The sequence below is a fragment of the Fibrobacter sp. UBA7003 genome (genome assembly GCA_002449765.1).
Lineage (GTDB): Bacteria > Fibrobacterota > Fibrobacteria > Fibrobacterales > Fibrobacteraceae > Fibrobacter.
This window is the reverse complement of record DJXN01000001.1, coordinates 63,439-76,312: the sequence shown is the minus strand read 5'-3', so window position 1 is coordinate 76,312 and position 12,874 is coordinate 63,439. Positions and strand designations below refer to the sequence as shown.

At 56.6% G+C, this 12,874-nt stretch carries 9 protein-coding genes; 7 read left to right on the top strand and 2 right to left on the bottom strand.

Going from position 1 to position 12,874, the window contains the following annotated elements:
• Window positions 1-14: 14 nt before the first annotated feature.
• The 3 genes from B2952_RS00325 to B2952_RS00315 are packed head-to-tail and all read left to right on the top strand — an operon-like array spanning window position 15 to window position 3,882.
• Window positions 15-2,129, top strand: coding sequence for a gliding motility-associated C-terminal domain-containing protein (locus B2952_RS00325; RefSeq protein WP_290735998.1), 2,115 nt, complete (start codon window positions 15-17; stop codon window positions 2,127-2,129).
• 15 nt (window positions 2,130-2,144) lie between these two features.
• Complete coding sequence (locus B2952_RS00320) at window positions 2,145-2,558, top strand: hypothetical protein (RefSeq protein WP_290735996.1); 414 nt, start codon at window positions 2,145-2,147, stop codon at window positions 2,556-2,558.
• A 13-nt stretch (window positions 2,559-2,571) separates the two neighbouring features.
• Complete coding sequence (locus tag B2952_RS00315; RefSeq protein ID WP_173381069.1) at window positions 2,572-3,882, top strand: CCA tRNA nucleotidyltransferase; 1,311 nt, start codon at window positions 2,572-2,574, stop codon at window positions 3,880-3,882.
• Here B2952_RS00315 and B2952_RS00310 read toward each other — a convergent pair.
• On the bottom strand, window positions 3,857-4,960 hold the full coding sequence (locus B2952_RS00310) for a glycosyltransferase (protein ID WP_290735992.1): 1,104 nt from the start codon (window positions 4,958-4,960) through the stop codon (window positions 3,857-3,859). The genes B2952_RS00315 and B2952_RS00310 overlap by 26 nt on opposite strands.
• A gap of 34 nt (window positions 4,961-4,994) precedes the next feature.
• Here B2952_RS00310 and lpxA point away from each other — a divergent pair, with 34 nt between their 5' ends.
• Window positions 4,995-5,762: an acyl-ACP--UDP-N-acetylglucosamine O-acyltransferase gene (gene lpxA / locus B2952_RS00305; RefSeq protein ID WP_173381071.1), complete on the top strand. Its 768-nt coding sequence runs from the start codon at window positions 4,995-4,997 to the stop codon at window positions 5,760-5,762.
• Window positions 5,763-5,775: 13 nt separating this feature from the next.
• On the opposite strand, the gene B2952_RS00300 is transcribed toward lpxA, so the two are convergent.
• Entirely contained in the window at window positions 5,776-6,999 is a 1,224-nt protein-coding gene (locus B2952_RS00300; protein ID WP_290725256.1) for a glycoside hydrolase family 5 protein, read from the bottom strand.
• Between the two features lie 249 nt (window positions 7,000-7,248).
• Between B2952_RS00300 and B2952_RS00295 the strand changes: the two genes are divergently transcribed.
• Genes B2952_RS00295 through B2952_RS00285 form a run of 3 tightly spaced genes read left to right on the top strand, consistent with a single transcriptional unit; the run spans window position 7,249 to window position 12,867 of the window.
• A complete protein-coding gene (locus tag B2952_RS00295) occupies window positions 7,249-7,989 on the top strand; it encodes a sugar-binding protein (protein WP_290725254.1) in 741 nt (246 codons plus the stop codon).
• 9 nt (window positions 7,990-7,998) lie between these two features.
• Window positions 7,999-10,506, top strand: coding sequence for a hypothetical protein (locus B2952_RS00290; RefSeq protein WP_290735989.1), 2,508 nt, complete (start codon window positions 7,999-8,001; stop codon window positions 10,504-10,506).
• Window positions 10,507-10,518: 12 nt separating this feature from the next.
• A complete protein-coding gene (locus tag B2952_RS00285) occupies window positions 10,519-12,867 on the top strand; it encodes a hypothetical protein (RefSeq protein WP_290732275.1) in 2,349 nt (782 codons plus the stop codon).
• The last annotated feature ends 7 nt before the right edge of the window (window positions 12,868-12,874 follow it).

Genomic DNA, 12,874 nt, shown 5'->3' with positions numbered 1-12,874 from the left:
CGTATTTTTATGTCGTGCGTTTTTTGATATACCTATCCCTGTTCCTTGGATTGATTTCGTCCGCCTTTGCCTCTGATGAGTGGCAGGGGTTTGCCGAACCGTTTCCCATAAGGGACGCAATCCGGATCGAGCATGTCCTGATGCTGGCGACCGATGGGGGCATGCGCTACAGGACTTCGGAAGGCGATTTTCTTTTCACGTCGGAGAAGGGGCTTGAAACGTCCGTATTCTATGGGGTCGCCATGGTCAAAGGGACAGCCTATGCCATTTCCGAATATGGCCTGGTGGCGAGGTATGCCGGGGATTCATGGGTCGTCGAGAACCGTTCCTTCCTTTCCCGGAAGTCCCGCGTAATCCCCGGAATGGTCGCGTCGGCCGAAAATATACTGGTAATCCCCTTTGAAGATGTAATCGCCTTTTTTGACGTGTCGACGAAATCTTCGATTATTTCCCTGGAGCGCGTCGCAAACGTCTCCTTGTCGCTCTCTCCTCCTGAACGCATTGAAATCAGGGGCGATTCGCTCTTTGTTTCGACGGTGCGTGGCTCTTTCGTGCGTGTCATGGACTGGAAAAATCTGGCCGCGGACAAGCGTCTGGCCGACCCGGAGACGTGGAAGCCCGTCGAGACCTGTGTCGCCTGCTGGGACTCTCTCCATGTTGTCGTCGGTGGCAAGACCCTAACGGATTCAGTCCTGTACAGGGACGGTGTTAGCCGCATTCGCTGGGTGCTTGAAGGAAAAGACTTTACTTATCTTGTCGGCCCCTCCGAAATTTTCAAGTACGAAAACGGGCAGTTGAAGGATCTTTCCAAACACGAAATCTACCAGCTGGGGTCCGCGTACGAAGTTCGTGCGCTTCCTAAGGGTGGGGCCATTGCTGCGTCCCCCTCGGGAAGTATCGCCTTGAGTGACGGATCCATTTGGAGCGAGCCTATAGTCATGTACAATGGACTTGGCAACGATATGGAAGCCTATGCGAACCGGATGAAGGTCCTTTCGGTTTTGGATGACGGCGTGCTGCTATACCATGTTTGGGGAATGGGCCTGTTCATCTACAGGGGTCTCGGAAACGAACCGCACTATTTCTTGACTCCGTGGATTGAAAGTTGCATGGACCAGTTTGTCGACCATTACTCGGTGACGGTCGGGACTACGGAGGCTCCTGACGGGACCGGTTTCCTTGCGGGAATATCTGTGGAGAAGGGCAAATACAGCCTCCTGTATATCACGAAGGATGGTGAGGTGAGTTGTGCGACAGGGATTGGAAGTACGACCCGCGCAGGTCCGTTGGTGGCGACGCTCGATGGGGACGACTGGATCGTCTATGTCTCCGCTCGTGAAGCCTTCGATGTCTTTGCCATCGGGGCCCTCGATGTCTTTCGTATTCCGGCACCCTCCAAGAACGGCGGAAGGCTGGTGGGGGTAGAACGGAAAACTATAGCGAGCATCGACAACAGGACTCCGGTAGACCTCGCCCTCAACGAGAAGGACGGCGTGCTTTGGCTGGTAACGACCTCGGGTGTCGGCTACATGGAATTGGGCCAGGACACGGTCCGGAAGCCGGTTTCGATGAATGGTCTCCAGGGTGCGGAATACACCTCCCTTGACTTGGATCCCCACGGAAATCTCTGGATAGGTTCTTCGAACCGCGGAGCGTACCGGCTAGAAGTGCGTAAGGAAAGTTTTGATACTTTGTCTGTGACCCAGTATACGTCCCGGAATGGGCTCCTGGCGGACAACGTCTCGGATGTCGCCGTGGACAAGAAACTCGGCATGGTCTGGTTTACGCATGAGAACGGGGTCTCCCGATACAGGAGGAATGACCTTCGCGACGCTTCGGTTTTCATGACGGATTCTGCGGAAGCGAAAGTGAAGGCGTACCCGATTCCGTTCAGGCCGACTGTTTTCCCCTACCTGACGATAGACAATATCTCGGAAGGTGCCCGTGTCGACATATACAACCGCGGCGGCTCGCTCATTTGGTCGTTTGCGGGGAAGGATGTCCATGGCGGCAAGGTGGAATGGGACGGAAACGGGAAAAACGGCAAGCTTGTCGCTCCCGGCGTTTACTATTACGTTGTCCGGACCTCCCAAAAAACAGTAAAGGGAAAAATTCTTGTGGTCCATTGACGGAGGGCAGGAACTATGCGTGATGTGAGGAATATCGGGATATCGCTTTCGTTTGTGGGTGCAGTTGCCATTGCGGCCGTCCTTGCGGCGTGCGCCGGCGAACGCCAGGGCCTCGTATGTTCCGAAATCCAGTACAGGCTCGATACGCAGACGTATTCTCCGGACCAGCGCGCCTATATCGAAAACGAGCTTCGCGAATGCCGTGCGGAAGAAGCGAAAAAGCGTGGCGAAGATACCCAGACGAGGCAGGGAATCTACGAACGCTATGCAGCGAGCGCCCTGGCGGATTCTGTTTCTGCCGATTCCGCGAAAGGCGACATTTCCGTATCGGAAGCCTTGAAGGATTCCTCGGGCGAGGAGACTGTAAGCATCTACGACCGCTACAAGGCGGCCGATACTTCCGCTGCCGATGCGGGCAATTTCCAGTAAGGCGGTCTAGCAGATGGCACGCATCCAGACGCTAGCGGGGGAGTGGTTCGAGCCGGAACTGCCGAACCGTTTGTTGAAAATTGCGGGCGATATCCGCGACGCGGGTGGCCGTGCCTATTTGGTGGGCGGCTGGGTCCGCGATGCGCTCCTGGGAAAAGCATGCCGCGACTACGACATCGAAGTCTACGATATGGCGCAGGACGCTTTGGTGCCGATCCTCTCGAAGTACGGCCGCACGAACCTGGTCGGGAAGGCGTTTGGCGTGATTCACCTTGCCATGAAGGGACTGTCGCTCGATTTCTCGTTTCCGCGCACCGAGAGCAAGGTGGGCTACGGCCATCGCGGTTTCGTGGTGCATACCGACGAAAAACTCAGTTTCAAGGAGGCGGCGCTCCGGCGTGATTTCACCATCAACGCGATGGGCATGGAACTGCCGGAACTCACGCTCTGCGACCCGTATAACGGCATCGGTGACCTGAAGACGCATACGCTCCGCCATGTGGGCCCGGCCTTTGCCGAAGACTCCCTGCGTATCTTGCGCGGGGTGCAGTTCGCAAGCCGTTTCGAGTGCGTGCTTGCTCCCGAGACTGTTGAACTCTGCCGCACGCTGTCGCTCGATGACTTGAGCATAGAGCGCCTTTTCGAGGAATTCAAGAAGTGGCTCCTGAAGCCGGGCAAGCCGTCCCTCGGGCTCCGCGCCTTTCTGGATATAAGGCTCGACGAATACTTCCCTGAAATCCGCCCGTTCGAAGGCTCCTGGGAAGCGCTGGGTGGAATTCTTGACAACATGGCGGAACTGCGCAACTCGAATGAGGGGGGCGCCGCTCCGCTTACCGATGCGCAGGCGATGGAACTCGCGTTTGCAGCACTCCTGAGCGGCAGTGCCGAAACCTCCCTCAGGTTCCTGGAACGCATCACGAACGAAGTTCACCTGCTGAAGGTCGTGCCGCCGCTCCTGGAAACGCTTCGCACGCTTGACCCGGCTATCGTAGGCGATATCCCCGCGCTTCGCCGCCTCGCCGTGAAGCTTGACGGACTCAAACTCCTTTGCCTGCTGGTCAGGTGCATTCCGGCAAGTTATTTCCGGTCTCCGGATTTCGCGGCTGCCCTGTGGGATTCCGCCGCCAAACACGGCCTGCTCGAAAAAGCCCCGCAGCCCTACCTTACGGGCAAGATGCTCCTGGACCTGGGATTGAAACCCGGCAGGCAGATGGGTGAAATCATCAAGCGGAGTTTCGAGCACCAGCTCGATGGAAAGATTACGAACGGCGAAGAAGCCGTTGAATGGGCGCGCGCCGCTATTTCCACCGGAACATGCCGGTAATGCCTGCGGGCACGGCGAACACGATCATCGGAATCTGGATAATCTCTACCGGCAAGAAGGCGAGCATCTTGCGCTTGGAATGCAGCTTCCAGGACGCTATCATCAGGAACACGAAATCCACGACGATTTTCGGGGCGATGCTGAATGCGCACCATTGCCACGGACAATCCAGGAATGCCACGCACCAGGGGCTGATGAACATCCAGATGTAGTATGTATAAATTAATGTCAACAGCAGGACGTAAGCCTTGCTCTCGTAGTTCGTGCCGTTGCTGCTCCAGCGTGCGCGCTGATTGAAAAGCTGCTTCCAGGTGTGCACCGGCGCCGTTTCGATCACTGCGTCCTTGTCCAGGTTGTAACAGACCTTCGTGCCCGGGATTTTCATCATCTTGTGGATGAGCATGTCGTCGTCGCCGCTCGAGAGGTTGATGAGGTCGCCGAAGCCGCCCACCTTGAAGAACAGCTCCTTCTTGTAGGCGAGGCATGCGGCTGATGCTACAATCGGGTGGCCCCAGCTGAATCCGGCGGCTTCCATCGCGGTGTAGCCGAGCGTCTCGAGTTTCTGGTACAGGTGCGGCATGGTGCGGCTGCCGTTGTTCTGCTTGGGCCCCTGCACAATGCATATTCCGTCCACGAACCTTCCCGCCATTGCGGTAATCCAGCTCTTGCGCGGGATGCAATCGGCATCCATCGTCAAAAGCACTTCGTTTTTTGCAATCTTGAACGCGCTTTCGAGGGCGCGCTTCTTGGGGCTTGCGATAACCGGCAAGTCCTGCGGTAGCGACAGCACCCTAAAACGCGGGTGCGTGGTGGCGAACTTCTCGAGAATCTCTTTCGTGGAATCCGTGGAGCGGTCGTCCACGCAGATGACTTCCCATTCGCCTGCGTAGTCCTGCTCGGCGAGGGCTTCGAGCGTGCGTTGCGCGAATTCCTCTTCGTTTCGCATCGGCACGACGACCGAGACGCTCGGGGTCGCCTTCGGCCCCCTGTAGCGGTGCGTGCGGACAAGCCCTATTATGAAGAATAGGAACAGGAGCACGTAGAGTGCGGTGAGGCATGCGACAATGATACCGCCCATATGCAGAAATATAGAAAATGCTATATTCTCCGCCATGATTCACCCGTCCGCATTTGTAAGCCCGCAGGCAAAAATACACGAGTCTGCCGTTGTCGGCCCGTGGTGCATCGTGGATTCCGGCGTGGAAATCGGGGAGGGCGTTGTCCTGGAATCCCGCGTGCATGTGTATGGAGGCGTCTCCATCGGAAAGGATACGCACGTATTTGACGGGGCTATCCTCGGCGCTCCTCCGCAGGATTTAAAATATGCGGGCGAACCGACCCGCGTAAGCATCGGCGAACGCTGCACCCTTCGCGAATACGTGACTGTCAACCGCGGCACCATCCAGGGCGGCGGCTGCACCCGGATTGCGGACAGGGTTCTTGTCATGGCGTATTCGCATATCGCCCACGACTGCGACATCCGCGAAGGCGCCGTCATCGCGAACGGTTGCCAGATTGGCGGCCACGTGCGCATCGGCGAGTATGCGACCCTAGGGGGCGTTACGGGAATCCAGCAGCGTAACCAGGTGGGCGCCTACGCGTTCGTGGGCGGCACGCACAAGGTGGACCGCGACGTGCCCCCCTGCACCAAGGCGTGCGGGAACCCCATCCGCTACGGCGGACTCAACCTGCATGCGCTCCGCCTGCATCCCGATTTGTTCCCCGACTCCCGCGTCGAAGCGCTCTCCCGTGCCTACCGCGAACTCTACCGCAGCGGCCGCCCGGTCGCCGAAGTTGTCGAGGAACTAAAAAAAGGCCCGGAACCTCTGTTCCAAGCCTTTTTCGACGAGCATTGGGGCGGTTCTCTCGTTCGCCCCTGAATACCGGAATCCGTTACTTGTCGAGTCCCAGACCCTTGAGGATTTCCGGGTACCATTCGTCGGTACTCTTGTTGTAGATGTCGAATCCGACCCCGGTGAATCCCCAGATGTGCCAGGAGTAGCCCAGCTGGTTTGCGACCTGGACAATCGACTTGATGTAGAGCGCCCTGTTCGCGTCGTCCTGGCCGTAGGCTTCGCACCTGGAGGAGGCTCCGAATTCACCGATGTTCAGCGGGATATGCGTCCCGTTCTTGCCGGGGAAGTATTTCTTCGCCATGCTCATGTAGCTCTTGAGGTCGGTCACGATTTTCAGGGTCGCTTCCTGGTCGTTCGCCTTCCACAGAACCTTCTTGGCGCAGTCGGTGTTGTGGCCCTGGTGGCTATAGTTGTAGGGCTCGTAGTAGTGACCGTCGATGATGATGTTGCTGTCCTTGATGTCGGCGAACACGTCCATCTGTTCGAACTTGCCCCAGTTGCCCGGGTCAATCATGATGGTGCGGCCGGGGTTGGTCTTGCGGATAATCTTGATGGCGCTGTCCGTCATTTGGGCGAGATAGGAGTCCGACTTTTCCCTGGATTCGTTGAGGATTTCGAAGATGAGCGAGTCGTTGTCAAAATCCTTGAATTCCTCGGCGATGTTTTCCCAGATGCCGTAGAATGCGGCCATGTATTTTTCGGGATTGGCGTAGAGTTCGTTGAAGTGGTGCTGGTTGATGATGACGGGCATGCCGAGGCCGTTTGCAATCTTGACATGGCGCTTCACGCCTTCGACGCGTTCGGGCTGCAGGGTGTAGGGGGGCTCGTGAAGTGCCGTCTGGTTCCAACGGACGGGCATGCGGATGGACTGGAAGCCCGCGTCCTTGGCCTTTTGGAACCATTCGTCCTGAATGGGGTTGCTCCAGTTTTCGTCGAGGTAGGTGTAGACCTTGCCTTCGACGAAGCACCAGTTGGTCTCTTCCCCTTCAGGGCATGATTTTGTCGGGTCTACGCCGGATTCCCAGGAGTTGCCGAAGTTGATGCCGTGGCCGAGCGCCTTGTTTACGGCGATGGCGCGGCTGTAGTTGGGGAGGTCGTCGCTTGTCTCGGACGAGGACTCTATTTCGACGCTCGAAGAGGAACGCACGCTTGTCTTTGCGGAGGATGATTCCGGTTCAGAAGACGCGCTGGACGAGTCGTCACAGCCTTGCATGAAAAGCGAAGCGGAAAGAGCGAATGCGATGTAAAGAATTTTTTTCATATAGGCGACCCTAATCCATCGTGGTTGGTGTACGGGTATAAAACTAATTTTATTTTCGGTGATGTAACGGCCTTTTTACGCATTTGTGTTTACTCCCGAAACCATAATTCCGGTAAAGGCCTGATTCGGTAAAGGCCATAAAGAGCTATTTTTAGGCAGAGACTTTGAAATCTGTCTTTTTTTCGGAATCTATGGTTTCGAAAAAAGATTATATTTTAGCTCTGTCTGTATTTGGAGACTCCTTAAGGTATGAAACATATGAGAATCTCGTCTTTACTGAAGTGCACTCTGGGTGTGCTTCTTGCCGTTTCTTTAGCGGATGCGGCCTCTTTCAGTAGCTATCGTGACCGCGATGCGGGGCGTTTTGTCCTCAAAGAAGGCAAGCCGTTCCGTCCGGACAAGGACATTGTCACTGTCGTGATGCGTGAAGCCATTCCCCGCGGCGGTGGATATACCTACCAGTACCCGCGTGAAAACCCCGAACCGGTTCTTACGGACAAGTATGCCATGGAAGGCGCCCTTTCCATGGAAATCGAGCTGATTGCAAGCGACTATTCCGGCGTGGCTATTTGTATTGCCGGTTCTGTCGACCTGACCCCGTACATGGAAGACGGCGTCCTCGAATTCTGGATCAAGGGTGCCAAGGGTGGCGAGAACGCCCTGTTCGTGCTTGTCGACGACGGCGTGAAGAGCGGCGGCGAATCCCTCCAGGTGAAGCTCCGTTCCAAGAGCCTCGGCGAAATCACTACGGAATGGACCCATTTCAGCATCCCCCTCAAGCTGTTCGGCAATACCGGTGTCTACTGGGATGCGAAGAACACCCGCGAAGTGATGCTCCCCTTCAACTGGGCCAATTTCAAGGGTTTCCGTATCGAAGTCCGCAAGGATGAAAACGAATATTTCAAGGTCTGGATTGACGATGTCGTCATCAAGAAACATGGCAAGGCTTACGAAGGCCCGGCCTATTACCCGTTCCGCAACGAGATTTAAGAGGGTTTTATGCGTAATTTAATTGTTGCTATGTTGCTTTCTTCCTCGTTCCTGCTGGCCCAGGAATCCGAGGAAATCGATGCCGCAGAAAGCTCCCAGAGCGAGGCCCCTGCAGTAGAGGAACCTGCCTCCGAGGAAGCTCCCGAAGCGGTTGCCGAGGCCGAACCCGAACAGGCGGTCGAACCTGCAGCCGAACCCGCCCCGGAACCCGAACCGGTAGCCGAGGCCGAACCTGCGGCTCCTGCCGAGGAACCCAAGGTCGAAGGCGCCGCCGTGGAAACGGCTCCTGCGAAGGAACCTTCCATTGCCCCGGTCTATGTGCCTAAGGAAATGACCTCGGAACAGCGCGTTGCCGCTATCGAGGAAAATCTGGATACCCTCGCGAACAACATGGAATCTACGCTAATCGGCAAGGACGACGCCCCGCTCGCCGTTTCCGGTTACATGGCGTTCCGTGTCAAGAACTTCGATTACACCGAAATCGCCCCCGTCTATGGCGACGACAAGGCCCGCACCCTCGTGGATGCTACCTTGAAGATGAACATGGTCCTCATGCCGAACTCCTACATGACGCTCTGGACCAACATGACGTTCCCCTTCGACTTGACCGGCCTCTACACCAACTACCTGGCCGACCACCCGAACACCAACCCGAGTTTCCACTGGGAACGCGTCCCGTTCGACCACAACACCGACTACACGCCGGCTTCAATCGAAGAAGAAATGAACTTCGGCGTCGATATCCGTTCGTCCGTGTTTGGCGCCTACGTGACTGCGGGCGGCGTGATCTGGGCCTGCGCTTCTCCCCTTACCATGTGGGAACGCGAGACGATGCCCCGCTTTGCCTGGCAGTACGAGACCTTCGAAGAAGAAAAGACGGTTTCTACCTACTATAAGGAAAAGTCCTTCAAGCCTGTCAAGGAAGGCGGCCGTGCCTTCTGGACCAACCGCTCGTTCGGTGGCGTGTTCATGAACGTGTACAACATGCCCTTCGGCCTTGTCGCCCAGGCGATGATTTCGCAGCCCAAGGACATGGATGCCGGCACCCGCGACGGTCTGCGCCTCTACGGTGGCCAGCCCAGCGAACTTGAGATGGACGGTAACTACGACTTCCGCGGCGATGTCTACCACGCAAGACTTGCGAAGACGAAGCTCTTCGACGGCATGACGCTCGGCGCGAACTACATGGGCGTGTTCTACGACAAGGGCCTCATCGACGAAGACGAATTCGCCGGTCCCTGGACAAAGCTCAAGTTCGATGGCGAACCGCATCTGGAAAACAACCAGATTGTGACGATGGATATCAAGGGAAACATCAACCCGAAGTTCTACTTGATGGCCGATGTGGGCTTGAGCTGGGATGATTCGACCTACTTCCATAACGCAGGCACCGAGAACAAGCGCTCCTATAACCGCGACTCCAGTTCTTCCGCCACGTCGAGCCCTGGATTCGGCCTCTATGTCAAGATTCAGGACAAGCACCTCGAATGGCTGCCGACAACAGTCGAAGCCGTATACTTCTCCAAGGATTTCTTCTCTCCCTACGGCATTACGGATCCGTCCCGCTTCCGCAGCTGGCGCAAGGATGAATTCTACCTGAACGGTGGTTCCCTGCGCTACGGCCCCAACATGGCCGGTGTGAACGTGAAGTTCGAACCCGAATTCAACCGCGGCCGCCTGGGTGTCCAGTACGGCCAGCACCGCCAGGTCACAAAGGGCAAGGACGTGCTTCTGTTCAACTACCGCTTGAACGGCCGCAACATGTGGGAAAGCTCCAACTCCTGGACCAAGTACAACGCCCTCTTCTGGGCGGACTCGGGTAACTCCACGGCCCCGAACGGCTACGTGAACCGTGCCGGCGTGCTGACCCCGGCCCGCAAGATGGAACGCCAGCGCGGCGGCCTCTACGGCGGAACCTGGGAACTCTGGGAATCCTTCGTTGCCTATGAAAATGCGGACCAGCTCAAGACCGAGACCGTTCCCGAACACGTCAAGTGGTCGACCTACCTCTCCATTGATGGTGGCTACGATATTGGCCACTGGGTCGGAACGGACCGCAACCTGATGATGGCCGGCTATGTCTCCATCTCGGGCATTTCCAAGACCTTTGCCCCGATCGCCTACAGCGAAGAACAGTCCGACATGATGCTGTGGAGCTTCTACGGTTTGTTCGAACCGACGTTCGCCCTGACACCGACGATTCACCTGGTTGGCCAGGTCGGCTTTGAATGCTGGCGTTCCCAGTATGGCTACACCGTGCAGGATGCAAACGTGTCGGTCGGCGGCATCAACAGCGCCGGTGCTTACGGCAACCTGATTCCGACAACCCAGACGACTTACACGAAGACTCCTCTCAGCTACTACCAGACAGCTCTCGGTATCGGTTTCGACTGGGACTTCTCTGCCCGTGCCGGTTTGCACATGCGCTACAAGTGGGCAACGCATACGGATAACTACGTTCCCGAAAACAACTGGAGCGGTCACTTCATCACCGCCGAAACAAAGGTTTGGTTCTAAGGGGTTAATGGTATGAAAATGATGTATAAAATATTGTTATCTCTCCTTGTCACTGCTTCTGTCGCGTCCGCACAGTCGGATTACGAGATGAACCAGCTGTTGAAAGCGAAGCAGGATTCCCTTGAAGCAAAGCGCGGCCTGGAAATAGGCGGAAGCGTTAAGGGCTTGCTCGTCAACTCCTACATGTCTTCCGACCAGGAGAAGGCCGAAATTAACAAGATGCCCAATGTCGAGCGCTCCCAGTTCGTGACGGCCGACTTGGACTTCCATTTCCGCCCCTACGACGCGGCCCGTTTCAACATGATTCTCCGCTTCCAGGCGGGCATGCAGAACTACTTCGCGAATTCCGCGAAGAGCATCTCGGTCGCATGGTTGAATATCGAGGGCAATGTCGGCAAGGACTTCTACTGGGTGGTCGGTGACTTCCGCCAGCAGTACAGCCCCCTGACCTTGTTCTCCCCGTCGGGTATCGATGGCCTCCTTTACGAGCCGCTGATTTTCACCAGGGGCCGCGACATGGCGATTAGCGATGCCATGATCGAAGGTAACCAGCGTAACCTGCAGGGTATGAACCTCCAGTTCCGCCACGACTTTGGCGGCTACGCCGGTGAACTCCGCGCGGAAGGCATCTTTGCCCGTCTCCGCCGCGTTCAGCTGCTCGACTTCTCGGGTGCGAACGGCAACCTCCTGCCGAACGGTGGCGATCCCATCATCAACAACGGTATGATTTATCCGGGCTCCTACCAGTCCGCCAACATGGACAAGTGGCTGTTGAGTGGAAACTTTGAATACCTGCCGGTCAACAAGAACGTCTTCGTCGGCTTTACCGGCATGTACGTGTTCGACGACAGTTCCTCGTTCACGCTCACTTCCCGTCCGGAATATCACGAATTGATTGTTAACGGCCAGCTGCAGTATGCGACCGACACGGAATTGATGGACAAGGTCAACAACCCGACCCAGTTCAGTGCCGGCAAATACCAGACGGCCCTTATCAACCCGCTTGAAACGGAACCGCAGCGCACCACGATTATGGCTGGCCGCGTCGGTGCCGATGTCGCCGGAATCATGAAGAATAGCGCGCTCACCTTGGACGTGATGGGCGAATTCGCCATGTCCAACGACAAGCTCTACGAATACGTGACGGTCGTGGATCCCACGACGGGCGCTCCTGCGGTTGACCCTGCGACGGGCGCTGCCGTTATCCAGAGAAACGAAATCGACGACAACGGCATGGCTATCCTCGCGACTTTGAACGCGGGCTACAAGCTGCCGATGGGCCTCGACCTTCAGCTTTCCGTGAACTACATCAAGAACGACAGCAACTGGTACAACAACCTTGCCCAGTCTCCGCAGTTCTTCGCTTCGCGCATCCTGAATACGGACAAGGACGGGAACACGATCCGTTTCGGCGTGAATTCCCCGCTCTACTCCACCTTCGGAGCCCTGTATTACTTCGACCCGAAGTTCACTCCGGTTTCTACCCAGCTCGCGAATACCGACGACCCGACAATCAAGGGCCAGACCAACAGCTACAACATTGCTCCGTTCAACAAGAATTCCTGGAGCAACTACGTGTACACCCGCAAGGAGCTGATGCTTTTGAGCACGATGCTTGACCCTGCGGTGCAGATGAGCCTGCCCAACGGTCTTGCGACTCCGAACAGGAACGGTATCAAGGCCGACCTCAAGGTGGGCTTCAAGGACTTCGTCGAAGTCGGCGCCCTGTTCTCGATGCTCAACCAGGACAAGAGCGACAACGTCATCATGAAGGAAGCCCAGTTCATGGAATACGGTGCCGGGCTCAAGTTCGATGTCTTCAAGATGCTTAACTTTAGCCGCCCGCTCGAACTTTCCGGAAGCTACAAGCATTCCGTGAAGACCCAGGAATTGACGGACGATGGCAAGGCCGTCCTCCCTGTCCCCGACAAGGGTGAGCTGAGCCTCGACTTCATCAATGCCGGGCTCTATGTCCAGTACATGCCGCGCCTCGGCTTTAGCGCCGGCCTGCAGATGATTGACATGACTCTCGATGCGGTTTCTTCCATGAGGGGCGCTCCGGGATATGTGAATCCGCTCCTGAAGGGCAAGCAGATGCAGTGGATGGCCGGTCTCGACTACACGGTGGGTGACGGCGTCTACCTGGCCCTGAACTACGGCTGGATTACGACCGAAAATACCTACAATACGACTTCCGGAGTTCTCGGATCCAACATGCCGGATTACGCCGATATCATGGTGCGCGATGCCGATGGCAACGTGGTGAAGGACCCCGAGAGCGGCAAGAACGTCACTGTTCCTGAATATACGCACAAATTCTCCCAAGCTGTGGTTCAAGCAGTCTTGAACGTCAAATTTTAAGGGGGAC

Bases quoted from the DNA above. Each gene is read 5' to 3' on its own strand.
- B2952_RS00290 (WP_290735989.1), top strand. From the start codon at position 7,999: ATGCGTAATTTAATTGTTGCTATGTTGCTTTCTTCCTCGTTCCTGCTG.
- B2952_RS00310 (WP_290735992.1), bottom strand. From the start codon at position 4,960: ATGGGCGGTATCATTGTCGCATGCCTCACCGCACTCTACGTGCTCCTG.
- B2952_RS00320 (WP_290735996.1), top strand. From the start codon at position 2,145: ATGCGTGATGTGAGGAATATCGGGATATCGCTTTCGTTTGTGGGTGCA.
- B2952_RS00300 (WP_290725256.1), bottom strand. From the start codon at position 6,999: ATGAAAAAAATTCTTTACATCGCATTCGCTCTTTCCGCTTCGCTTTTC.
- lpxA (WP_173381071.1), top strand. From the start codon at position 4,995: ATGATTCACCCGTCCGCATTTGTAAGCCCGCAGGCAAAAATACACGAG.
- B2952_RS00295 (WP_290725254.1), top strand. From the start codon at position 7,249: ATGAAACATATGAGAATCTCGTCTTTACTGAAGTGCACTCTGGGTGTG.
- B2952_RS00285 (WP_290732275.1), top strand. From the start codon at position 10,519: ATGAAAATGATGTATAAAATATTGTTATCTCTCCTTGTCACTGCTTCT.
- B2952_RS00315 (WP_173381069.1), top strand. From the start codon at position 2,572: ATGGCACGCATCCAGACGCTAGCGGGGGAGTGGTTCGAGCCGGAACTG.